The following is a 23905-nucleotide window of genomic DNA, read 5'->3' on the forward strand; positions in this document are numbered from 1 at the left end:
GGATGGCCGGTGCGCGGAAGAACGCGCCGCCGCGGGAGGACGTCCTCGTCGCCGCCATGGAGATGATCGCCGAGCGCGGTCTGGAGAAGCTCACCATGGCGGCGCTCGGCCGCGAGGTCGGGATGAGCAGCGGGCATCTGCTCTACTACTTCGGCTCCAAGGACGAGTTGCTGCTGCGGACCCTGGAGTGGAGCGAGGGCCGGCTCGGTGCCGAGCGCGGCCGGCTGCTCACCCGCACCGCGCCCGCCCGGGAACGGCTGGATGCCTACGTCGACCTCTATGTCCCCGACGGCCATCGCGACCCGCACTGGACCCTGTGGCTGGAGGTCTGGAACCACTCGCAGAACGCCGACGCCGCCGCCCGCGACCGGCAGGCCGCGATCGAGGGCGCCTGGCACCGCGACCTGGTGGCACTGCTCGCGGAGGGGATCTCCCGCGGGGAGTTCCGGCCGGTCGACCCGGACCGGTTCGCCGCCCGCCTCAGAGCGCTCCTGGACGGCTTCTCCATCCATGTGGCGATCGGCCTCAGAGGCACGGACCGGGCGCAAGTTCTCGGCCATGTCGGGGAGTTCCTCCGGGACAGCCTGCTCGCGGACAACTGAGACCACGCCCGGGTTGTACGCAATTCGGGGGATTGACTCCGTGACGCGTGGTGCGTTTGCCTCGATGGAAGCCCTCGGCGCAGGGCCGGGGGAACTGCATCACGGGGGAAGTCGTGCTCAGAACCATGCGTGGGGTGTCCGTCGCCGTGCTCGCGGGGGCGATGGTGGCGTTATCGGCCGTCTCCGCGGCACCGGCGCCGCATCCGGGGCCCGAGCGGATCACGCTGCGGGGGACGGGGGAGCAGATCGAGAAGGGGTCGGGCGGAGCCGCGCTCACCGCTGACGGGCGCTATGCCGCGTTCGTCACGGAGGACGACGGCGTGGTGCCGGGTGACACCAATGGGCGCAGCGATGTCTTCGTCCGCGATCTGCGCAAGGGAACCGTCGAACGGGTCAACGTCGCTTCGGACGGGACGCAGGCCGAGGGGGGCTGGGGCTCCCACCGGGTGGAGATCAGCGCGGACGGCCGCTACGTCGCCTTCATGTCCAGCGCCACGAACCTCGTCGACTGGCCCGAACCACCCACGGCCCGGGTGGAGGACGTCTACGTCCACGACCGCCGCACCGGCCGCACCGAGCGGGTCAGCGTCGCCGCCGACGGCGGCAGCGCCTGGGCGTTCGACACCTTCGACATGTCCGCGGACGGCCGCCACGTCGCCTTCGGTGCCTCGGCGCAGCGGATGGAGGGGGCGTCGAACAACCAGACCGTCGCCTACGTCGTCGACCGCCGTACCGGTACGGCCAAGCGCGTCAGCGACCACATCCCGTCGGACTGGTACGTCCCGAGCGTCACGCTGAGCGCCGACGGCAGCCGTCTGACCTATGTGCAGCGGCATCCGCGCGGCGGGCGGCACGAGCTGTGGCACGTGGATCTGGGCACCGGGGAGCAGAAGCTGGTGAACCAGGTCGGGGGCGAGCCCACCAACGGCAGCCCGGGAGGCGCGAACCTCTCCGCGGACGGCCGGTTCGTGACGTACTCCTCCTTCGACGAGAGCGTCGTCCCGGGGGCGCCGGAGTACACCTGGGAGCTGTATCTGTACGACAGCCGCACGGGCGAGACGCGGTGGATGACCCACGAGGGCAAGGGCGGGCTGGGCGCCGGACTTCTCAGCCCCGACGGCCGCCTGCTCGCCTACAACACCGAGACCAGGTCGGGCGACGAGGTGGTCGCGGAGAACGTCCATGTCCGGGATCTGCGGACCGGCCGGACCCAACTGGTCACCCGCACCCTCGCGGGCGGACCGCAGACCGAGGGATCCGCGGCACCCAGCGCCTTCGCCCGGGGCGACCGGCTGCTGTCCGTCTACTCCTACTCGCCCGAACTCGTCCCCGGCGACACCAACGGAGTGGGGGACGGCTTCCTGTTCCGGCTGCGCTGATCAGACCTTCGGACTGCGCTGACCAGGACGAGGTTCGCATACTGAGACACCGGTGAGCACGGGGGCGGTCTGTGCCAGACTGCCCCCGTGCTCTCGTTCGCCATGATTATTGGCAGCAGGCGCGCCGGTCCGCAGTGACCGCCACGTACGACCAGGTACGGGCGGACACCGTCGTCCTCGACCCGCGCGCAGACCTCTCGCACCCGCGAGGGGTTTTTCGCATTTCTGGCCCACCTACAGCCGGGAACGCGGCGCGAGGGATCATTGGAGGACGGTGGAGCCGGTCATTCCGGTACAGACCGAGATCCATACATCAGGAGCCTTCAGACCATGACGGAAACCAGCGAGCTCGACGACTCGTTCCACGTCTTCGACACCACCCTGCGCGACGGCGCCCAGCGTGAGGGCATCAACCTCACCGTCGCGGACAAGCTGGCCATCGCACGGCACCTGGACGACTTCGGCGTGGGCTTCATCGAGGGCGGCTGGCCCGGCGCCAATCCGCGGGACACCGAGTTCTTCGCCCGCGCCCAGCAGGAGATCGACTTCAAGCACGCCCGGCTGGTCGCCTTCGGCGCCACCCGCCGGGCCGGCGCCAAGGCCGCCGAGGATCCGCAGGTGAGGGCGCTCCTGGACTCGGGCGCCCCGGTGATCACGCTGGTCGCCAAGTCGCACGACCGGCATGTGGAACTCGCGCTGCGCACCACCCTGGACGAGAACCTGGAGATGGTCCGGGACACCGTCTCCTTCCTCAAGGAGCAGGGCCGCCGGGTCTTCGTCGACTGCGAGCACTTCTTCGACGGCTACCGCGCCAACCCCGAGTACGCCAAGTCCGTCGTCCGTACGGCGTCCGAGGCCGGCGCGGACGTCGTCATCCTCTGCGACACCAACGGCGGCATGCTCCCGGCGCAGGTCCAGGCGGTGGTGGGGACGGTACTGGCGGACACCGGCGCCCGCCTCGGCATCCACGCCCAGGACGACACCGGCTGCGCGGTCGCCAACACCCTCGCCGCGGTGGACGCGGGCGCGACCCACGTCCAGTGCACGGCCAACGGCTACGGCGAGCGGGTCGGCAACGCCAACCTCTTCCCGGTGGTCGCGGCCCTGGAGCTGAAGTACGGCAAGAAGGTCCTGCCCGAGGGGCGCCTGCGGGAGATGACCCGGATCTCCCACGCCGTCGCCGAGGTCGTCAACCTCACCCCCTCCACCCACCAGCCCTACGTCGGCGTCTCCGCCTTCGCCCACAAGGCGGGCCTGCACGCCTCCGCGATCAAGGTCGACCCGGACCTCTACCAGCACATCGACCCCGAGCAGGTCGGCAACACCATGCGGATGCTGGTCTCCGACATGGCGGGCCGCGCCTCGGTGGAGCTCAAGGGCAAGGAGCTCGGCGTCGATCTGGGCGGCGACCGTGAACTGGTCGGCCGGGTCGTGGAGCGGGTCAAGGAGCGCGAGCTCAAGGGCTACACCTACGAGGCCGCCGACGCCTCCTTCGAGCTGCTGCTGCGCGCCGAGGTCGAGGGCGGCAAGCCCCTGAAGTACTTCGACGTGGAGTCCTGGCGGGCGATCGTCGAGGACCGCCCCGACGGCACCCACGCCAACGAGGCCACCGTCAAGCTCTTCGCCAAGGGCGAGCGCATCGTCGCCACCGCGGAGGGCAACGGCCCGGTCAACGCCCTGGACCGAGCCCTCCGGGTGGCGCTGGAGAAGATCTACCCCCAGCTCGCCAAGCTGGACCTGGTCGACTACAAGGTCCGCATCCTGGAGGGCGTGCACGGTACCCAGTCGACCACCCGCGTGCTGATCTCCACGTCCGACGGCGCGGGCGAGTGGTCGACGGTGGGCGTCGCGGAGAACGTCATCGCCGCGTCCTGGCAGGCCCTGGAGGACGCCTACACCTACGGTCTGCTCCGGGCCGGAGTCAGCCCGGCGCAGTAACCGTCAGCCCAGCCTCCACTTCTGGTTGGCGGCGCCCGTGCAGCTCCAGATCTGCGCACGGGCGCCGTTGGCCGAGGAGTTGTCGGTGACATCGAGACACTTGTCCGCGGCGCGGTTCACCACATCACCCGTCGAGGCGTTGTACGACCACTGCTGCGCCCCCGTGCCATTGCAGTCGTACAACTGGGCCTTCGCCCCGTTCGCCGTCGAACCGCCCGTCACGTCGAGGCACTTGCCGAGCGCCCGCACCGAGCCGTCGGCGCCCACGGTCCACCGCTGGGCCGTGGAGCCGTTGCAGTCGTAGAGCTGCACCGCCGTGCCGTTGGCGCTCGAACCGCCCGCCACATCGAGGCACTTGCCCGCGAGGCCGACGAAGGCGCCCGACTGCTCGCCGCCGCCGGACTGATTGCCGGACCAGGTGAAGGTGACCGAGGTCTTGCCGGGCAGCGAGTAAGTGGCGTGCTGGGAGCCCCAGTTGATGGTCACCGTCTTCGCGGTGGCGGCGTCGTTGTAGGCGATCAGCGCCTTGGAGCCGTCCGGGTTGCGCCAGGCCACGTTCGGCACGGACGCCGATGCGGTGGAGGCGACGCGATGGGCGCCGGGCCGGACGAACTTCGTGAGGTGGCCCATCGTGTAGTACTCGATCATGTAGTCCACCTGGCCGTGCCGGGAGTCCCCGTTGTGGACGGTGATCAGCCCGTCGCAGACCCCGCAACCGCCGTTGTGCGGACCCCGGTTCTGGTCCACGGCGAGGGACCACTTGGTCACCGACTTCGCCCAGTTACGGGTGTAGTCGATGATGTTCATCATGTCCTCGCGCTGCTGGTTGGCGATCCAGGTGCCGCCCGAGTGCTCGGTGCCGAAGGCGTCCAGTTGCGGGTACTGGTTATGCACCGCGGTCTGCTTGGCCACGTCGCCGCCGTAGCCGTGCCAGGCGATGCCGCCGAAGTTCGGGTGCGAGCGGATCGCCGCGTCGTTCACGGTCTGCGCCGCGTAGGCGTCGTAGTCGGACCAGTTCCAGTCGTGCGCGAGGACCTTCGTGGACAGACCGGCGGCCTGGAGCTTGGGCAGCAGCTCGCTCTTGGTGAAGTACTGGAGCCCGGAGGCGTTCCAGCTCATCGACGGATAGCCCGCGCAGCACGTCGGCTCGTTCTGCGCCGTCACGTACGCGATCGGGATGCCCTGGGCCTGGTACGCCTGCACGTACTTCACGAAGTAGGAGGCGTAGGCGCCGTAGTGCTCCGCCTTCAGCCAGCCGCCGTTGAGCTGTCCGCTGTCCTTCATCCAGGCGGGCGCGGTCCACGGCGAGGCCATCACCGTGAGCGCCGGGTTCAGCTGCCGCGCCTGCCTGGTCAGCGGCACCACGTCCTGGAGGTCGTGCGCGATGGAGAACTCCGACAGATCGGAGTCGGTCTGCCCGGCCGGTATGTCGTCGTAGGTGTAGCCGAACCGCGCCAGGTCCGAACCGCCCATCGGATTGCGCAGGAACGACAGGCCGATGCCCTCCGTCGGGGAGAACAGTTTGCGCATGGTGTCGTCCCGGGTGGCCTGGGACAGCGCACCGCTGCCGTCCATCAGCCAGGCGGCGGTGTCGGTGAAGGAGGCACCGCCGCCGGTGAAGGTCTGGTAGCGGGTGTTCTCGTCGACGGTGATGTTCTCGCCCGAACCACCGCTGCCAGCCTGGAAGTTGAACGGTGCCTGCTGCTGGAGGCCCCGGGTGACATGGCGGCCGCCGCTGTCGTCGGTGGTCGTGAGATAGGCGGTGACCTGCTCACCCGCCGCCTGGGCGGGGGTGGTTGCCGCGGTGACGCCGGCCGTGGAGAGCAGTGCGGCCAGCAGCAGCCGGACCGTGTGGGGGGTTCTTCGCACAGTGCCTCACCTTCCCGAAATGTCTGACGTAAATGTCTGACGTGCTGTCTTGACGGGTATGTGGGTTGTTAGTTAACTCACGGCGTGATCTAAGTCCTGAGTGAACCATGAGAGTCGAGGGAAGGTCTATGCCAAGAACCGCCCTGCTCGTCTCCACCGCTCTGCTCGCCGCACTGGTGCCGCTGACATCGGCCCGCGCGGCGGACGATCCCGCACCTGTCCCCCTCGACCGTTTCGAGGGCGAGGTCCCCTTCGCCAGTCCTCCCGCGGAGGGCATCTTCACCTGGGGCAGCGACGACGACGATCCGCCCACCCTCCAGCTCAGCGCGCGCGAGGACGCCCCCGAGGGCGAGAAGGTCCTCTCCGGCACCTACGACATCAGCGGCTACGGCGGCTTCACCCATGACTTCGCCTTCGACCGACCGGCCCACGACTGGTCGGCGAGCAAAGGCATCCGCTTCTGGTGGGACGGCCGGAACAACGGCAAGAAGATCGCCTTCGAGCTGAAGGACGGCGGCGCCAACGGCGAGGCCTCCGAGCTGTGGCAGACGACCTTCACCGACGACTTCACCGGCTGGAAGCAGATCGAGATCCCCTTCACGGACTTCGTCTACCGCACCGACTACCAGCCCGTCGGCGGCATCGACCAGATCCTCGGCCTCACCGAGATGTGGGGCTACGCCGTCACCCTCCCCGTCGGCACGCCCGGCGCATTCGCCATGGACGGCGTCGAGTTGTACGGCAGGGCCGACCAGTCCCTGCGCGCCTCCGTCACCACCGACGCCGCCGTGTACCCGGTGTCCGAGGGCGGCACCGCCACCGTGCGCGTCACCCTCGCCACCACCGGCTCCGCCCCCGTCGACGAGCCCGTCACCGTCGCCTACGAGACCACCGGCGGCACCGCCTCGGGCGACGACTACACGCCCGTCAAGGGCGAGTTCACCTTCCCCGCGGGCACCGCCTCCGGCACCACCCGCGCCGTCCCGGTCCGCACCCTCAAGGACAAGGCCGCCGAGTCCGCCGAGACGGTCCCGCTGAAGCTGACCGTCACCGGCGCCAAGCCGCCCACCGAGACCCCGCAGATCGTCGTGGACGCGCACGGGCTGCCGTATCTCAACAGCAAGCTGCCCGTGAAGAAGCGCGTGGCCGATCTACTCGGCCGGATGTCCCTGGCGGAGAAGGCCGGCCAGATGACCCAGGCCGAGCGCGGCGCCATGGGCAAGCCGGGCGACATCGCCGCCTACGACCTCGGCTCGCTGCTCTCCGGCGGCGGCTCCACCCCGACGCCCAACACCGCCGAGGCCTGGGCGAAGATGATCGACTCCTACCAGCTCCGCACCCAGGCGACCCGCTTCCAGATCCCGCTGATCTACGGCGTCGACGCGGTGCACGGCCACAACAACCTGGTCGGCGCCACGATCATGCCGCACAACATCGGCATCGGAGCGACCCGCGATCCCGGGCTCGCCTACGAAACAGGCGCGGTGACCGCCGCCGAGGTCCGCGCCACCGGCGTCCCCTGGGACTTCGCCCCCTGTCTCTGCGTCACCCGCGACGAACGCTGGGGCCGCTCCTACGAGGCCTTCGGCGAGGACCCGGCGCTGGTCGAGTCCATGGAGACGGTGATCCAGGGCCTCCAGGGTCGCGCCGACGGACGGGACCTGGACCGCGACGACAAGGTTCTCGCCGCCGCCAAGCACTTCGTCGGCGACGGCGGCACCGAGTACGGCTCCTCCACCACCGGCACCTACACCATTGACCAGGGCGTCACCAAGGTCACCCGGCAGCAACTGGAGGCCGTGCACCTGACCCCGTTCGAAGAGGCCGTCGACCGGGGCGTCGGCACCGTCATGCCGTCGTACTCCTCCCTCGACCTGATCGGCGACGGCCAGGGCCCGGTGAAGATGCACGCCCGCGCCGACATGATCAACGGCGCCCTCAAGGGCCGGATGGACTTCGAGGGCTTCGTGATCAGCGACTGGAACGGCATCGACCAGATCCCGGGCGACTACACGAGCGACGTCCGTACATCGGTCAACGCCGGGGTCGACATGGTCATGGCGCCGTATTCCTACAAGGAGTTCCACTCCGCCCTGGTCTCCGAGGCGACGGCCGGGCGGATCACGGGGAAGCGGATCGACGACGCCGTGTCCCGCATCCTCACCCAGAAGTTCAGGCTCGGCCTCTTCGAGAAGCCCTACGCCGACACCGGCGGCGCCTCGGAGATCGGTTCCGCCGAGCACCGGGCCGTGGCCCGCGAGGCGGCGGCGAAGTCGCAGGTGCTGCTGAAGAACGAGCGGAACCTGCTGCCGCTGAAGAAGTCGCAGAAGGTGTACGTCGCCGGGTCCAACGCCGACGACCTGGGCAACCAGACCGGCGGCTGGACCATCACCTGGCAGGGTTCCTCCGGCGACATCACCGAGGGCACCACGGTCCTGGAGGCGATGCGGAAGAACTCGCCGGGGCTGACGTACTCCAAGGACGCCTCCGCCCCGACCGACGGCCACGACGTCGGTGTGGTCGTCGTCGGCGAGACCCCGTACGCCGAGGGCGTCGGCGATGTCGGCAACGGCAACGACCTGGCGCTGTCCGCCGCCGACCAGGCAGCCGTGGACAAGGTGTGCGCGGCGATGAAGTGCGCGGTGCTGACCGTGTCCGGACGCCCGCAGCTCCTCGGCGCCGAACGGCTCGGCGCGGTGGACGCGCTGGTCGCCTCCTGGCTGCCGGGCACCGAGGGCGACGGCGTCGCCGATGTGCTGTACGGGAAGCGGCCGTTCACCGGGCAGCTCCCGGTCACCTGGCCGAAGTCCGAGGCCCAGTTGCCGATCAACGTCGGGGACGCCTCGTACGATCCGCAGTTCCCCTACGGCTGGGGTCTGACCACGCTGACCATGGTGCCGGAGGGTGGTACCACCACTCTCCGGGCGCTCGGGGTCGCGGCCGCGGTGACAGAGCGGGCCGGGGCGGAGGAGGCCGGCCGCGCGCTGGTGACCAAGGCGCGGCTGATCGTCCAGCAGCAGGCGGTCACCCCAGCCCTGGCCAAGCCCTTCGCGGAGGCGGACCGGCTGCTGACGCAGGGGCGCTACGGGGCGGCCGTGGAGCGGCTGACGGCGGCCTACCGGGCCGGATGAGCCCGCTGTGAGACACCGGGCCCGGCGGGATCGTGGGAACGAACCCGCCGGGCCCGGTACGTTTGTCCGTTTGGTCAGGTAGCTTCTAAGTATGAGGACTCCGTTGCTCCGGGGCCTTGTGCGCTGGGCCCTCGTCCCGGTCGCCGCCACGCTGGCGGTGCTGACCGCTGGTGTGCCCGGCGCGTTCGCGGCCGCGGATCTGTCGACGGTCGCCCAGGCGCTGCGCGAGGACCCCGTCTATGTGGACCCCGCCGCCTCCGACCAGCTGTCGTCCGCGGACGCCGAGGCGCTCTCCGACAAGATCAAGGACGCCGACAAGCCGGTCTTCGTCGCCGTTCTCCCGGCCGACCAGCCCGAGGAGGACCTCTTCCTGAACCTGCGCACGGAGACCGGCATCACCGGCCTGTACGCGGTGCGCAGCGGTGACCGCTTCGGCGCCCAGGCCGACTCCTCCGTCATGAGCAACCAGGCGGTGGACAACCTGGTCCAGGCGGTGGAGGACACCGACGACGTCAAGGCCCAGCTGAACGATTTCGTCGACGCGGCGCTCCAGAACGTGGGCGGTTCGGCCCCGGCGTCCTGGGGCTCCTCGACGGACACCGGCGTACCGGTCGCCGGCCTGGTCACCACCGGTGTGGTGCTGGCTGCGGGCGGCGCGGGCGCGTACGCCCTGGTGCGGCGCCGGCGCCAGATGCACGAGAGGGAACAGCGCGAGGCGCTGGAGAAGCTGCGGGTGGTGGTCGACGAGGACATCACCGCGTTCGGCGAGGAACTGGAGCGCCTGGACTTCCACCCCGGCGAAGCAGGCGCCGACGACGCGATGCGCACCGACTACGAACACGGCCTGGACTCCTACGAGCAGGCCAAGCGGCTGATGGACGGGGCGACGAAACCGGAGGACGTCAAGGCCGTCACCCAGGCCCTGGACGACGGCCGTCACTCGCTGGCCCGGCTCGCCGCCCGCCGCGAGGGCCGCCCGCTGCCGGACCGGCGCCCGCCCTGCTTCTTCGACCCGCGGCACGGCCCCTCGATCGCGGACGTGACATGGACCCCGATGGGCGGCGCCACCCGTGAGGTCCCGGCCTGCGCGGCCGACCGGGCCCTCCTCGCAGACGGCCGGGACCCGATGATCCGCGAAGTCACCACCGAGACCGGCGCCCGCCGCCCGTACTGGGACGCCGGACCCGCCTACGGCCCCTGGGCCGGCGGCTACTTCGGCGGCGGCATCCTCCCCGGCCTCCTGATCGGCACGATGCTCGGCAGCATGATGGCGTCCCCCGCCTACGCGGCCGACTACGGCGCCGGTTACGGCGACTTCGGCGGCGGCGGTTACGAGGGCGGCGACGTCTCGGGCGCCGACTTCGCCTCCGACGACTTCACGGGCGGCTTCGGCGGCGGCGACTTCGGCGGGGGCGGGGACTTCGGCGGAGGGTTCTGACCCGGGCGGGGACCCGGTACGGGCCCGGCGCGCGCGGCGCCGGGCTCGTCATGTGCGCGAGTGGAGCTCAGAGACCGGCCGCGGCGGAGGCGATCGCGGAGGCGAAGGTGGACACCTCGGTGTAGACACCGGGCGCGTTGGGCCGGGCGCACCCGATGCCCCAGCTCACGATGCCGACCTGGATCCACTGGTTCGCCGCGTCCCGACGGAACATCGGGCCACCGGAGTCGCCCTGGCAGGTGTCGACGCCGCCCGCGGTGTAACCGGCGCAGATCTCCTCGTTCGCGATGAGACCGCCGTAACCGCTGTACGAGCGACAGGTCGCGTCACTGACGAACGGCACGGTCGCCTTCAGCAGATACCGCTGCTGGGAACCGCCCTCGCTGGCCGCGCCCCAGCCGGCCACGGTGAAGGTGCCGGTGTTGTACTGCCCGGTCGTGGCGATCTTCAGCGTGGGCAGGTTGATCGGCTGGGCGAGCTTGATCAGCGCCCAGTCCTTGCCGTCGCCGTTGTAGCCGGGGGCGCGGTAGACGTAGGTGGAGCGGACCTGGATGCGGCTGCTCGACTGGAGGTCCACGACCCCGGCGGTCGCGGTGATGCTGGTGTTGGCGCCGGTACGGCCCACGCAGTGGGCGGCGGTGAGCACGATCTGCTGGGTGTAGAGCGCCCCGCCGCAGCCCATCGAGAGCCGCACCATGAACGGGAACTCGCCCTGCGCGGCGCGCGTTCCGCCGACGACGGGCGCGGGCGCGGCCTGCGCGCTGGACACGGGCTGAAGACTGACGACGGCGAGTGCGGCCGCACCGGCGACCGCGCATCTCTTGAGCGCCTTGAGGAGAGACTTCAACGGGATGCCTTCCGTGGGGGGTTGATGGAGGCGTACAAGGGACGCGTCGCGACGGTTGTCGCGCTCACGTCAACCCTGTGCTCGGATTATGAGAAGGCTGTGAGCGGTGGGCAAGCAGGCAATTCCAGCCAGACGTGCGCGGGCGCGCAGAGGACGGAAACTGGCCTAATTCCCGCCTACGGTCTTCTCATGACCATCCAGGAACCCCTCCCCTTCGCCTCCGTCGACGCCCTCGACGCGTGGCTCGCCGAGCACCCCGCCCCGCATCCCGGGCTCTGGGTGAAGGTCGCCAAGAAGGGGTCGGGCATCGCGTCCGTCGACTGGGTCGAGGTCAACGACGTGGCCCTGTGCCACGGTTGGATCACCGGGCAGCGCAAGGCGCTGGACGAGTCGTACTTCCTCCAGCGGATCACTCCGCGACGCCCCGGGAGCCTGTGGTCGATGGTCAACGTGCGGCGGATCGCGGAACTGACCGCCGAGGGGCGGATGCGCCCGGCCGGGCTCGCGGAGGTCGAGGCGGCGCGGGCGGACGGGCGGTGGGAGGCGGCGTACGAGTCGCAGAGGAACGCCGTCGTGCCCGAGGAACTGACGGCGGCGCTGGAGCGGAACCCCCGGGCGAAGGAGGCCTTCGAGCGGCTGGGCCGGACGGACCGCTACCAGGTCATCCTCGGCCTGCTCCAGGCGCGTACGCCCGAAGCCCGTGCGGCCCGGCTGTCCGCCGCCATCGCGAAGCTGGAGTCCTGAGGTCCCTCGGCCTGTCGCTCCGGACAGCCGAGCGCCCGCCCTCCCGTTCGGGGGAGTAGAGGGCGGGCGCGCTCGGGGGGTGCTGTTACGCGGTGGTGTTACGCGGCGTTGCGGATCGCCGAGATGTCGAAGTTCAGCTTGATCTTGTCGGAGATCAGGACGCCGCCCGTCTCCAGGGCCGCGTTCCAGGTCAGACCGAACTCGGAGCGCAGGATCTCCGCCTTGCCCTCGAAGCCGACGCGCTCGTTGCCGAACGGGTCCTTCGCGGCGCCGTTGAACTCCAGGTCGATGGTGATCGGCTTGGTGGTGCCGAGGATCGTCAGGTCACCGGTGATGCGGTAGTCGTCGCCGCCCAGGGCCTCCGCCTTGGTGGAACGGAAGGTCATGGTCGGGTGCTCGTCCGTGCGGAAGAAGTCGGCGCTCTTCAGGTGGCCGTCACGGTCCGCGGAACCGGTGTCGATGCTGTCCATCTTCACGTCGAGGGTCGCCGTGGACCTGGACGGGTCCGAGCCGTCCAGGCTGAGCGAGCCGGAGAAGTCCAGGAACTTGCCCTTGACGTTGGTGACCATGGCGTGGCGCGCCACGAAACCGAGTGTGGAGTGGGCGGTGTCGATGCTGTACTCGCCGGTCAGGGCGGCCAGGTCGGCGCTGACGGCGGCGGGGGTCTCGACGGTGGTCTTGCGGCCGAAGATGCTCACGACGTTCTCCTTGGGGACGATGTTGAATGTTGAACTACCCAACACGGATGACGGTAGACCTATTCCGTTCAGATTTCAACAACAGGGAAGGTCATGCGTATGAACCGGCGGGCGTTGCTCCTCGTCGCCGCCCTGAGCCTCACCACGGCCGGCGCTGGACGGTCCGAGGGCCCCTACGACTCCTACGACGCCCTCCGGCGCCGCTGGCTCGAACTCACCCTCGGCACCGGCTACGACCCCACCGCCGAGCCGTACGCCTCCCGGCTGGCCGAGACCGGCACCCTCGCCCGCGGCTTCCGGAACACGATGGCGCCCACCGCGACCTCCCTGTGGCCCGGCCACCCCTACGACCCGCCTGCCGGCATCACCCAGAGCTACGGCCGCCTGTGGACGATGACCCAGGCGTACAGCCGGCCCGGCACCGGCTCGACCGGGGACCCGGCACTGCTCGCCGGCATCCTCCGCGGGCTCGACCACCTCTCCGCCACCGTCTACCACCCCTCCACTACCCGCTACGGCAACTGGTGGGAGTGGCAGATCGGCAGCCCCCGGCTGCTGATGGACATCGCCCTCGCCCTCCACGACCACCTCACCGACGACCGGCGAGCGGCGGCCTGCGCCGCCGTCGACCACTTCGTCCCGGACTCCGCGCTGGCCGACTACTCCGGCACCTCCACCGGCGCCAACCGCGTCGACCTGTGCCGCTCCGTCGCCCTGCGCGGCGTCCTCGGCAGGGACCCGGCGAAGATCGCCCTCGCCCGGGACGCGCTCTCCCCGGTGTTCCCCCATGTGACCGAGGGGGACGGCCTCTACGCGGACGGCTCCTTCGTCCAGCACACCTGGGTCGCCTACTCCGGCACCTACGGACAGGTCCTCCTCGACGGGCTCGGACGGCTCTTCGCCCTGCTCGCCGGATCGCCCTGGGAAGTGACCGACCCGAACCGGCAGCTCGTCCTCGACAGCGTCGAGCACGTCTTCGCCCCGCTCGTCCACGACGGGCTGATCATGGACAGCGTCAACGGCCGCGCCATCAGCCGGGGCCACCTCAAGAGCGACGAGCGGCAGGTGATGCGCGGGGACCGCTTCCACGGGCAGGGCGTCATCGCCGCCATCGCGCTGCTGGCGGGCGGGGCGAGCCCGGCGGAGCGGGAGCGCTGGCACGGCCGGATCAAGGGCTGGATCGAGCGGGACACCGTCTCCCCGGTCCTGACCGCACGGCAGTTCCCGGTCGCCGATCTCGCCCGGCTGCACGCCATCGCGGACTCCGCCGTGCCTGCCGCGCCCGAACCCGTCGGCCACCGCCTCTTCGCCGCCATGGACCGGGCCGTCCACCGCCGCCCCGGCTTCGTCGCGAACATCGCCATGGCCAGTGACCGCATCGCCCACTACGAGTGCGGCAACGGCGAGAACTCACGCGGCTGGCACACCGGCGCCGGGATGCTCTCCTGGTGGGTGCCGGGACAGGGCGGCCAGTACACCGACTGGTTCTGGCCGACCGTCGACTGGTACCGGCTCCCGGGGACGACGGTCTCCACCCGGCGACTGCCCGACCGCGCCGGTGGCGAATGGGGCGAGCCGAAGCCCGACGCGCGTTGGGTCGGCGGGGTGACCGATGGCGAGTACGCCTCGGTCGGCCAGCACCTGAAGGGCCTCGGCTCCACCCTCCGGGCCCGTAAGTCGTGGTTCTGCGTCGCGGACGCGGTGATCTGCCTCGGCGCCGGGATCACCTGCGCCGACGGCGTCCCCGTCGAGACGGTGGTCGACAACCGGAACATCGGCGAGAACGGCGAGGCGGCCTTCGTGCGCGGGGCCGGCTGGGCCCATCTGGAGGGACACGGCGGCTGGCTGGTTCCCGACGGGCTGCGCACCCTCCGCGAGGACCGCACCGGCGCCTGGTCCGACATCAACACCGGCGGTACGGCCGAGCGGCGCACCCGGCGCTGGCAGACCCTCTGGCTGGACCACGGCACGGACCCGCAGGACGCCGGATACTTGTACGTCCTGCTGCCCGGCGCCTCCCGCCGCACGGTCGTCGCCCGCGCCGCCGACCGCCACTGGCTGTCGGTCCTCGCCAACGACGCCGGATGCCAGGCGGTCCGCGTCCCCTCGCTCGGCCTGACCGCGGCGAACTTCTGGCGGGCCGGTACCGCGGGCCCGCTCACCGCGTCCGCGGAGGCGAGCGTCCTGGTCCGCCGCGAGGGACGTACCGCTACCCTCTCGGTCAGCGAGCCGCCCCGTACCGGCGCCCCGTTGGAGATCACCTGGGACCGTCCGGTGCGCTCGGTCGTCCGGGCCGACGACAGCGTCGAAGTGATCACCACGGGCCGCCGACTGCGCGTCCGTGTCACCCCGGGGAGGGCATGTGCGAGCCATGAATGTGAGGTGGCTCTCAGCTGACGGGTTTGTGTGATCTCTACAAGCGGCACGCCCCTTGAGCAGTCGGAACGGCTGCATGCCGCCACGGTTCTGTTCAGGGGTACCAGGAAAACGGGCCGGAGACTGTACGGAGTCGACGGCCCGCTTTCCTTCGTGGGCTTCGTAAGGTCACTACATGACCGTTTTGGAAGAGACGACGGGTGAGCCGACGGACGCGCGCGGCCGGGTCGCCGAGCTGCACGAGATCCGTGCCCAGGCACTGGCCGGTCCCAGCGAGAAGGCGACCGCGGCGCAGCACGCCAAGGGCAAGCTGACCGCCCGGGAGCGGATCGAGCTGCTGCTCGACCCGGGCACCTTCCAGGAGGTCGAGCAGCTCCGTCGGCACCGCGCCCAGGGCTTCGGCCTGGAGGCCAAGAAGCCGTACACCGACGGTGTCATCACCGGCTGGGGCACGGTGGAGGGCCGCACGGTCTTCGTCTACGCCCATGACTTCCGCATCTTCGGCGGCGCGCTGGGCGAGGCCCACGCCACGAAGATCCACAAGATCATGGACATGGCCATCGCGGCGGGCGCTCCGCTGGTGTCGCTCAACGACGGCGCGGGTGCCCGTATCCAGGAGGGCGTCTCGGCGCTCGCCGGTTACGGCGGCATCTTCCAGCGCAACACCAAGGCGTCGGGCGTCATCCCGCAGATCAGCGTCATGCTCGGCCCCTGCGCGGGCGGCGCGGCGTACAGCCCCGCCCTCACGGACTTCGTCTTCATGGTCCGCGAGACCTCGCAGATGTTCATCACCGGACCGGACGTGGTCAAGGCGGTGACGGGCGAGGAGATCACCCAGAACGGCCTGGGCGGCGCGGACGTGCACGCCGAGACCTCGGGCGTCTGTCACTTCGCCTACGACGACGAGGAGACGTGCATCGCCGAGGTGCGCTACCTCCTCTCCCTGCTCCCGCAGAACAACCGTGAGAACCCGCCGCGGGTGGAGTCCTCGGACGCCGCCGACCGCCGCGGTGACGTGCTCCTCGACCTGGTCCCGGCGGACGGCAACCGTCCGTACGACATGGCCAAGGTCATCGAGGAGATCGTCGACGACGGCGACTATCTGGAGGTCCACGAGCGCTGGGCGCGGAACATCATCTGCGCGCTGGCCCGGCTGGACGGCCAGGTCGTCGGCATCGTCGCCAACCAGCCGCAGAGCCTGGCGGGCGTCCTGGACATCGAGGCCTCGGAGAAGGCGGCTCGTTTCGTCCAGATGTGCGACGCCTTCAACATCCCGATCCTCACCCTTTTGGACGTACCCGGCTTTCTGCCTGGTGTAGACCAGGAGCACGGTGGAATCATCCGCCACGGCGCGAAGCTGCTGTACGCCTACTGCAACGCGACCGTCCCGCGGATCTCGCTGATCCTGCGCAAGGCGTACGGAGGTGCCTACATCGTCATGGACAGCCAGTCCATCGGCGCGGACCTCACCTACGCGTGGCCGACGAACGAGATCGCCGTGATGGGCGCCGACGGTGCCGCCAACGTCATCTTCCGGCGACAGATCGCCGAGGCCGAGGACCCCGAGGCCATGCGGGCCCGCATGGTCAAGGAGTACAAGTCCGAGCTCATGCACCCCTACTACGCCGCCGAGCGCGGTCTGGTGGACGACGTGATCGACCCGGCGGAGACCCGCGAGGTACTGATCCGGTCCCTGGCGATGCTCCAGTCGAAGCACGCCGACCTCCCCTCCCGCAAGCACGGCAACCCCCCGCAGTAACCCACCGGTACCGCTGCGGAAACCTCTCTCACGGAGACTGACACCCATGAACCTCCCTGACATTCGCGTCGAGAAGGGCCACGCCGAGCCCGAGGAAGTCGCCGCCATCACGGCCATCCTGCTGGCCCGCGCGGCCGCCCAGCCGACGCCTCCGGCCCACCGCGGCCGCGCCAAGGCCGGCTGGCGCCGTCTGGAGCGCGAGCCGGGCTTCCGGGCCCCGCACAGCTGGCGCTGACCACACAGGACCAAAGAAGGGCCCCTCTCAAGAGAGAGGGGCCCTTCTGCGTACCCAGGGGCGGGGGGGGAACCGCGCGACAAGCCAATGGGCTGCCTCGGACGGCGAACAACCGTCCGAGGCAGCCCAGAAGCCGCAAGAACCAGGACCTACCGCAAGCGAGCCATCAGCGCGTGCTCGACGAGAGTGATCAGCGTCGACTTCGCGTCCGCCCGGTGCCGGGCGTCCGTCGTGATGATCGGGGTGTCGGGACCGATCTGCAGAGCCTCACGGACCTCGTCCGGGTTGTACGGCTGGCTCCCGTCGAACCCGTTCAGCGCGATCACGAACGGCAGGCCGCTGTTCTCGAAGTAGTCGACGGCCGGGAAGCAGTCGGCGAGCCTCCGGGTGTCGACGAGCACGACGGCGCCGATGGCGCCGCGCACCAGGTCGTCCCACATGAACCAGAAGCGGTCCTGGCCGGGCGTACCGAAGAGGTACAGGATCAGGTCCTGGTCCAGGGTGATACGTCCGAAGTCCATGGCGACCGTGGTGGTCGTCTTGTCTCCGGTGTGGGTGAGGTCGTCGATGCCCGCCGAAGCAGACGTCATCACGGCCTCTGTGCGCAGCGGGTTGATCTCCGAGACGGCGCCGACGAACGTGGTCTTGCCCACGCCGAAGCCGCCCGCCACCACGATCTTCGCGGAGGTGGTGGAGCGGGAAGGACCGCCGCTAGAGCTTGCGAAGTCCACTGAGCACCCTTTCGAGCAGTGTCACATCTGGCTGGCCGCCGGCGTTCTCGTCGCCGCCCGGCTGGTGAATGGCGACCAGGCCCGCCTCCGCCAAGTCGGCGACGAGGATCCTGGCCACGCCGAGAGGAATCGTGAGCAGGGCCGAGATCTCGGCCACCGACTTGATCTCCCGGCAGAGGTTGCAGATCCGCTGATGCTCGGGCAGCTGGCCCTGCATCTGGTGCGGCTGCGCGGTGGTGTGCACCAGCGCCTCGATGGCGAGCTGGTAGCGCGGCCTGGTGCGGCCGCCCGTCATGGCGTACGGGCGCACCAGGGGGTTGTTCGACGCCCCGGCGGGCGCCGGCTCAGGGGCGCGTCGGTGCGGCTGCACCGGCTGGATGCGCGGCGCCTGCGGCTGGTCGTACGGTCCTGGACCCTGCGGGCCCTGCGGGGCGTACGGCTGCTGGCGCCGCTGCTGGCTCGGCGCGGAGGGGAAGTTGTACCGGTTCTGGGAACCGTCGTTCTGGCCCTGGGCAGGGCCGTACGACCAATTGCCCGATGACGAACCGTCTGGGGGTGTTGCCACTTTCTCTCCTCCTCCGACTGTGCCTGGCACCCATCACGTGGAAGCCGCGTCCCGAAACCTTACGGCCACGGGACGCCAAAACGCACCGTCTGTCTGTTAGTTGAGAAGGCTCCCTTGGAGCTCCGCACGCAGATCCGGCGTCAGGACCGTACCGGCACGGTCCACCAGAAGGGCCATCTCGTACCCAATGAGGCCGATGTCCGCCTCCGGGTGTGCAAGTACCGCGAGCGACGAACCGTCGGAGATGGACATGATGAAGAGGAATCCCCGCTCCATCTCCACAACCGTCTGGTTCACACTGCCGCCCTCGAAGATGCGCGAGGCACCGGCGGTCAGCGAGGTCAGACCGGAGGCGACCGCAGCAAGCTGGTCGGCGCGGTCGCGCGGAAAGCCTTCGGACATCGCCAGAAGGAGTCCGTCGGCGGAGACCACCACCGTGTGCGACACCCCGGGGGTGTTGTCCACGAAGTTGGTGATCAACCAGTTCAGGTTCTGTGCCGCCTGGCTCATCGGGCTCACACTAACGCTCCTGGTTGTAGGTGCTGTCAGGATTGAAGCCCTGACCGTTCGTTTCACTTCCCGCACTGCGGCCCCGCTGGACACCGCGGCGCAGGTTGCTCAGCCTGCCCCGGACGTCCTCGGGAGCGCGGGAGACCTGTGGGCCGCCCTGGGGGGTGGCTTCGGCGGCTCCCTCGACCAGGTTGGCCTTGGGCACCCGCCGGGGCAGACCGGAGGAGGTGACTCCGCCCGCCTTGGGCTTACGGAGCGCCGACGCCTGCTGCCAGCGGTCGTCGTTCGCCGAACGCCAGCCGGATTCGCCGGGCGGGTTGTCCGCGGGGGCCGGCGTCTCCTGCTTCGTGGGCCGGGCGCCGTTCGAGCCGCTCGCGGTGGATCCGCGGCGGGGGAGCCCGGCGTCGGTCAGCGCGTGAGGTGCGGAGGTAGCCGGTCCAGGACGCTCGAAGCCTACGCGGTCGCGCTCATTTGTGTCAGCGCCCTGCACAGGTTCCGGTTCCGGAGCGTACTGGTCCGGGTAGTTGCCGCGGAAGTCGTCCTGCTGCGGCCAGTCGTCCTGGTAGCGCCGCTCCTCGAAGGCCGGGAAGGACTCCGGGGCGGGCGCGTGGGCGGCCGAGGGCTCCTCCTGGACCGGCTCCGCATAGCCCGGCTCGGGGTAGCCGCCGCCCGACTGGAAGGTGTCGTTCTGCGGCAGGCCGCCGTTCGGCGCGTAGTACTGCTCCTCGTACGCCGGCTGCTGGGGCTCGTCGTACGCCGTCTGCGGGTCGTACGCCCCCTGCTGCTCGGGGAAGCCGCCGTGGCCGTTCGTACCGGCGTTGTCGTAGCCGCGCTGCCCGGCGTACTCGTCGTACGCGCCCTCCTCGGGGCCCTCCAGGGCGGGCGGCTGGCCGTGCGTCTGGGCCTCCAGGGCCGCCCGGCGCTCCTCGCGCATCAGGGAGCGGCCGACCGGGTCCAGATCGCGGATGTCGTCCGGGACCTCATAGCGGCTGTCGTCGAAGCCGAGCTCGGCCGCCGTGCGCATCGGCTGGCGGTTGCTGAAGTCCTCACCCTGGAAGTGCTGCTCCGGGATGATCTGCGAAACCGTGAACTCGTCCTGCATCGGCGCCGTCTCGCCACCACCACCGTGGGTGATCGCGTCGGGGAGCATGACCAGCGAGGTGGTGCCGGCCTGCTCGCCCGAGGGACGCAGCTGGACCCGGATGCCGTGCCGGTCGGACAGCCGGCCGACCACGAACAGACCCATGCGCTGCGAGATCGCGGCGTCCACGGTCGGCGGGTTGGCCAGCTTGTGGTTGATGTCCGCGAAGTCCTCGGCGGTCAGGCCGATGCCCTTGTCGTGGATCTCGACCATCACGCGGCCGTCGGGGAGACGGGTCGCGGTGACGCGGACCTTGGTCTGCGGGGAGGAGAACGTGGTGGCGTTCTCCAGCAGTTCGGCCAGCAGGTGCACGAGGTCGGTCACGGCGCGGCCGTGGATCTCGGCCTCCGGGACACCGGAGAGCTCGATGCGCTCGTACTGCTCCACCTCGGAGGAGGCGGCGCGCAGCACGTCGACCAGCGGGACCGGCTGGTCCCAGCGGCGGCCGGGCTCCTCGCCGGCGAGGACCAGGAGGTTCTCGCCGTTGCGGCGCATACGGGTCGCGAGGTGGTCCAGGCGGAAGAGGTTCTCCAGCTGGTCCGGGTCGGCCTCGTTGTTCTCCAGGTCGGTGATCAGGGTCAGCTGGCCCTCGATCAGCGACTGGTTGCGGCGCGACAGGTTGGTGAAGATCGCGTTGATGTTGCCCCGCAGCAGGGCCTGCTCGGCGGCGAGCCGGACGGCCTCACGGTGGACCTGGTCGAAGGCGCGGGCGACCTCACCGATCTCGTCGGTGGTGGTGATCGGGATCGGCGCCACCCGGGTGTCGACCCGGCCGGGATCGGTGCGCGAGAGCTGGTCGACCAGCATCGGCAGGCGCTGCTCGGCGATGCCGAAGGCGGCGTTGCGCAGCTGGCGCATCGAGCGGGACATCTGGCGGGCCACCATGCCGGCCAGGATGAACGCGGCGAGCAGGGCGACCACGACGGCGGCACCCACGATGAAGGCGTCGCGCTTGGCGTCGTCGGCGATCTTCGCGGCCTCGTTCACCGCGGTGTCGGCCATGTCCGACTCGATCTGCCGGTAGGCGTCGTACTTGAGGGTGTTGACCGCCCACCAGTTCTCGGCGGTGACGCCCTTCTGGGCGAGCCCCAGACGCTCGGTGGGGTCGGTGGTCTTCAGACCGGCGACCGCCCGGACCATGTCGGTGGGGTCCTCCGGCGGCGACACGTAGTCCGGGTTCTCGGCCTTGGCCTGCTTGGCCAGCGCCGCGCCCTTGGTGAGGATGTCCGTCTTCGCGTCCTTGAGCTTCTGCTCGTCCGCCTCGGTGCCACCACCGATGTACTCCTGGACGGCGATGCCCTCCAGGTAGGCGTACGAGGACAGGGCGACCTTCTGGCTGGTGAAGCTGCCGTTGCCGGGGCCCGGCTGGACCAGCAGGTGCATACCGATGGAGCGCTGGAGCGACAGGGCCGCCTTGGTCAGCTCCATCGCGTAGACCGTACGGCCGTAGGAGGTGATGTTTCCGGTGCCGAGGCCGAGCTCGTTGGCGAACTCGGTCAGCGGGTGGGCGACCTCGACGTAGCCCTCTTCGGTCTCCACCCCGGTGAGCTTGGTGGTGTACGCCCGGTCACGCAGGGTCTGGAGCTTCGGCTCAGCCTTACGGAACAGCGTCAGACGGCGTTCCAGGCCCGCCGTCTCCGGCATGGTCTGCGCCGCCTCGTCGAAGGCGTCGGCGGCGTCGTCCGTCTGCTTGCGGGCGTCGGTGACGACGTCCTTGTCCTTGTTCAGGAGCAGCGGGGCGGCGGTGATGTCGCGCTCGTTGTAGAGCGCGTCCGCGTAGTTCAGGGAGGCCCGCACCAGACGCGCGGTGTTCTCCGCGTCCTCGGCCTCCTGCCAGGTGTCGACCGAGCTCTTCACCTGGAAGCCGCCCATGACCAGGCCGACCAGCACGGGTATGAGCAGAATCGCGTTCAGCCGGGTCGGCACCCGCCAGTTGCGCGGGGAGAGACGGCCGCCGCTCGGAGCGGGCGCGGCCGTCGGCTCGGGACCGGGCACAGGGGCGGGCGCCGCTCCGCGCGGCGGCGGGGTGAAGTTGCCCCGGGCCGACGGCTCGGGACCGTTCTTGCTTCGCCTCACTCGACCAACAACCTTCCGGCGGTCGGCACCTACGTTGTGCCGCAGTGTCTCAGGCCCAGTACGTCATCGACTCGTGAGTACGTCATTGACTATTGGGCAGTTCAGGCATTCCAGCACGTGGACCTGCGCACTTCCAAACACTGGAAAGCGCTGTTTCCACGTGATGTAAGCCCCAGATAAAACGGGCAAAAAGAGCGAGCCCCGCCAAAAGGCGGGGCCTTCGTGCGCGCAGCGAGACCGGATGACCGCGACGCGTGGCGGTACCACCCGATTCCTCTGCCGAAACGTTATGAACACCGAAGCCGACCGTGTCAAAGGCCACAGCCGGCTCCGGGACATCTACGACAGCCGCCGTACGCGGCCGCCGATCCGCCTGCCTACCTCAAGCGTGCCATCAGGGCGTGCTCGACCAGCGTGATCAGCGCACTCTTGGCATCGGAGCGGTGCCGGGCGTCCGTCGTGATGATGGGGGTGTCGGGCCCGATCTGCAGGGCCTCACGCACCTCCTCGGGCGCGTACGGCTGGTGCCCGTCGAAGCCGTTGAGGGCCACGACGAACGGCAGGCCGCTGTTCTCGAAGTAGTCGACGGCCGGGAAGCAGTCGGCGAGGCGCCGGGTGTCGACGAGGACGACGGCGCCGATGGCGCCGCGCACCAGGTCGTCCCACATGAACCAGAAGCGGTCCTGGCCGGGCGTACCGAAGAGGTACAGGATCAGGTCCTGGTCCAGGGTGATACGTCCGAAGTCCATGGCGACCGTGGTGGTCGTCTTGTCCCCGGTGTGGGTGAGGTCGTCGATGCCCGCGCTCGCGGACGTCATGACAGCCTCCGTGCGCAGCGGGTTGATCTCGGAGACGGCGCCGACGAACGTCGTCTTGCCGACGCCGAAGCCGCCCGCCACCACGATCTTCGCGGAGGTGGTCGCCCGGCCTCCGTCAGAGCTTGCGAAGTCCACTGAGCACCCTTTCGAGCAGCGTCACATCCGGAGCGCCGCCGTTGTTCTCGTCGCCGCCCGGCTGGTGAATGGCGACAAGCCCGGCCTCCGCCAAGTCGGCGACGAGGATCCGGGCCACACCGAGAGGCATCGACAGCAGCGCCGAGACCTCGGCGACCGACTTGACCTCACGGCACAGATGGCAGATGCGCTGGTGCTCCGGGAGCAGCCCCATGAGCGCTGCCGGGTCGGCCGTGGTGCTGATCAGGGCCTCGATGGCCAGCTGGTAGCGCGGCCGGGTCCGGCCGCCGGTCATCGCATACGGACGTACCAGCGGCTGGTCGCCCTCATCCTCGTACGGCTCCGCGTACGGATCATGAGAGGCGTTGGGCGGGGTCATGAATCCTCCGGGCGGGACAGCAGTTGGTCAGTCGTGCCGTCTGAACGGGGCCGGTGGGGGGACTGTGTCGGCCTGACGGTGATTTGGTGAGGCGGGTGGATCCGAGGTGGGTCAGTGGAGCAGACTGCCTTGCAGCTCGGCACGGAGATCGGGCGTGAGCACCGCACCCGCCCGGTCGACCAGCAGCGCCATCTCGTAGCCGACGAGGCCGATGTCGCACTCGGGGTGTGCGAGCACGGCCAGGGACGAGCCGTCGGAGACGGACATGAGGAAAAGGAATCCTCGCTCCATCTCCACAACCGTCTGGGCCACGTTGCCGCCCTCGAAGATCCGGGAGGCACCGGCGGTCAGCGAGGTCAGTCCGGACGCGACGGCCGCCAGCTGGTCGGCACGGTCGCGCGGGAAACCCTCCGACATCGCCAGCAGGAGACCGTCGGCGGACACGACGACGGTGTGGGACACCCCGGGGGTGTTGTCCACGAAGTTGGTGATCAACCAGTTGAGGTTCTGTGCCGCCTGGCTCATCTGACTCAA

19 protein-coding genes are annotated in these 23905 nt (G+C 70.0%); 9 read left to right on the forward strand and 10 right to left on the reverse strand.

Going from position 1 to position 23905, the window contains the following annotated elements; translation table 11 throughout:
- Positions 1–2 precede the first annotated feature (2 nt).
- The 3 genes from STRCI_RS28510 to cimA all read left to right on the forward strand — a co-directional run bounded on the left by STRCI_RS28510 (position 3) and on the right by cimA (position 3919).
- The gene (locus STRCI_RS28510) at positions 3–602 is read left to right on the forward strand and encodes a TetR/AcrR family transcriptional regulator (RefSeq protein WP_269661827.1); all 600 of its coding nucleotides are present in this window, start codon (positions 3–5) and stop codon (positions 600–602) included.
- 134 nt (positions 603–736) lie between these two features.
- Positions 737–1981 (forward strand): TolB family protein, encoded by a 1245-nt coding sequence (locus tag STRCI_RS28515; RefSeq protein ID WP_269661828.1) that lies wholly within the window; start codon positions 737–739, stop codon positions 1979–1981.
- Between the two features lie 330 nt (positions 1982–2311).
- Complete coding sequence (gene cimA / locus STRCI_RS28520; RefSeq protein ID WP_269661829.1) at positions 2312–3919, forward strand: citramalate synthase; 1608 nt, start codon at positions 2312–2314, stop codon at positions 3917–3919.
- Between the two features lie 3 nt (positions 3920–3922).
- Here cimA and STRCI_RS28525 read toward each other — a convergent pair whose 3' ends face one another.
- Positions 3923–5788: a lectin gene (locus STRCI_RS28525; RefSeq protein ID WP_269661830.1), complete on the reverse strand. Its 1866-nt coding sequence runs from the start codon at positions 5786–5788 to the stop codon at positions 3923–3925.
- 128 nt (positions 5789–5916) lie between these two features.
- Between STRCI_RS28525 and STRCI_RS28530 the strand changes: the two genes are divergently transcribed.
- Both STRCI_RS28530 and STRCI_RS28535 read left to right on the forward strand, forming a co-directional pair.
- Positions 5917–8919, forward strand: coding sequence for a glycoside hydrolase family 3 protein (locus tag STRCI_RS28530; RefSeq protein WP_269661831.1), 3003 nt, complete (start codon positions 5917–5919; stop codon positions 8917–8919).
- Between the two features lie 91 nt (positions 8920–9010).
- Positions 9011–10357 carry a hypothetical protein gene (locus STRCI_RS28535; RefSeq protein ID WP_269661832.1) on the forward strand — a complete coding sequence of 449 codons (1347 nt, stop codon included), beginning with the start codon at positions 9011–9013 and terminating at the stop codon, positions 10355–10357.
- Between the two features lie 67 nt (positions 10358–10424).
- Here the strand turns inward: STRCI_RS28535 and STRCI_RS28540 are convergent, their stop codons facing one another.
- Positions 10425–11204, reverse strand: coding sequence for a S1 family peptidase (locus STRCI_RS28540; protein ID WP_269661833.1), 780 nt, complete (start codon positions 11202–11204; stop codon positions 10425–10427).
- Positions 11205–11393: 189 nt separating this feature from the next.
- Between STRCI_RS28540 and STRCI_RS28545 the strand changes: the two genes are divergently transcribed.
- On the forward strand, positions 11394–11948 hold the full coding sequence (locus STRCI_RS28545; protein ID WP_269661834.1) for a YdeI/OmpD-associated family protein: 555 nt from the start codon (positions 11394–11396) through the stop codon (positions 11946–11948).
- Positions 11949–12046: 98 nt separating this feature from the next.
- On the opposite strand, the gene STRCI_RS28550 is transcribed toward STRCI_RS28545, so the two are convergent.
- Positions 12047–12646 carry a YceI family protein gene (locus tag STRCI_RS28550; protein WP_269661835.1) on the reverse strand — a complete coding sequence of 200 codons (600 nt, stop codon included), beginning with the start codon at positions 12644–12646 and terminating at the stop codon, positions 12047–12049.
- A 93-nt stretch (positions 12647–12739) separates the two neighbouring features.
- Between STRCI_RS28550 and STRCI_RS28555 the strand changes: the two genes are divergently transcribed.
- From STRCI_RS28555 to STRCI_RS28565, 3 genes are all read left to right on the forward strand, one after another.
- Positions 12740–15043 carry a polysaccharide lyase 8 family protein gene (locus tag STRCI_RS28555; RefSeq protein WP_269661836.1) on the forward strand — a complete coding sequence of 768 codons (2304 nt, stop codon included), beginning with the start codon at positions 12740–12742 and terminating at the stop codon, positions 15041–15043.
- 154 nt (positions 15044–15197) lie between these two features.
- Positions 15198–16781 (forward strand): acyl-CoA carboxylase subunit beta, encoded by a 1584-nt coding sequence (locus STRCI_RS28560; RefSeq protein WP_269661837.1) that lies wholly within the window; start codon positions 15198–15200, stop codon positions 16779–16781.
- 46 nt (positions 16782–16827) lie between these two features.
- Positions 16828–17016: an acyl-CoA carboxylase subunit epsilon gene (locus STRCI_RS28565; RefSeq protein WP_269661838.1), complete on the forward strand. Its 189-nt coding sequence runs from the start codon at positions 16828–16830 to the stop codon at positions 17014–17016.
- A gap of 149 nt (positions 17017–17165) precedes the next feature.
- Here STRCI_RS28565 and STRCI_RS28570 read toward each other — a convergent pair whose 3' ends face one another.
- The 7 genes from STRCI_RS28570 to STRCI_RS28600 all read right to left on the reverse strand — a co-directional run bounded on the left by STRCI_RS28570 (position 17166) and on the right by STRCI_RS28600 (position 23896).
- Complete coding sequence (locus tag STRCI_RS28570) at positions 17166–17747, reverse strand: GTP-binding protein (protein ID WP_161225504.1); 582 nt, start codon at positions 17745–17747, stop codon at positions 17166–17168.
- Positions 17728–18312, reverse strand: a complete 585-nt coding sequence (locus STRCI_RS28575) for a DUF742 domain-containing protein (RefSeq protein WP_269661839.1) — start codon at positions 18310–18312, stop codon at positions 17728–17730. Before STRCI_RS28575 ends, STRCI_RS28570 begins: the two co-directional genes overlap by 20 nt.
- A 96-nt stretch (positions 18313–18408) precedes the next feature.
- Positions 18409–18822, reverse strand: a complete 414-nt coding sequence (locus tag STRCI_RS28580) for a roadblock/LC7 domain-containing protein (protein ID WP_004983065.1) — start codon at positions 18820–18822, stop codon at positions 18409–18411.
- A 10-nt stretch (positions 18823–18832) separates the two neighbouring features.
- Positions 18833–22039, reverse strand: a complete 3207-nt coding sequence (locus STRCI_RS28585) for a sensor histidine kinase (RefSeq protein ID WP_269661840.1) — start codon at positions 22037–22039, stop codon at positions 18833–18835.
- A gap of 377 nt (positions 22040–22416) precedes the next feature.
- Positions 22417–22992, reverse strand: coding sequence for a GTP-binding protein (locus tag STRCI_RS28590; protein ID WP_015657619.1), 576 nt, complete (start codon positions 22990–22992; stop codon positions 22417–22419).
- Positions 22973–23371 (reverse strand): DUF742 domain-containing protein, encoded by a 399-nt coding sequence (locus STRCI_RS28595; RefSeq protein WP_015657618.1) that lies wholly within the window; start codon positions 23369–23371, stop codon positions 22973–22975. Before STRCI_RS28595 ends, STRCI_RS28590 begins: the two co-directional genes overlap by 20 nt.
- Before the next feature lie 111 nt (positions 23372–23482).
- Positions 23483–23896 carry a roadblock/LC7 domain-containing protein gene (locus tag STRCI_RS28600; protein ID WP_003973453.1) on the reverse strand — a complete coding sequence of 138 codons (414 nt, stop codon included), beginning with the start codon at positions 23894–23896 and terminating at the stop codon, positions 23483–23485.
- Between the last annotated feature and the right edge of the window lie 9 nt (positions 23897–23905).

The sequence above is a fragment of the Streptomyces cinnabarinus genome (assembly GCF_027270315.1).
GTDB lineage: Bacteria > Actinomycetota > Actinomycetes > Streptomycetales > Streptomycetaceae > Streptomyces > Streptomyces cinnabarinus.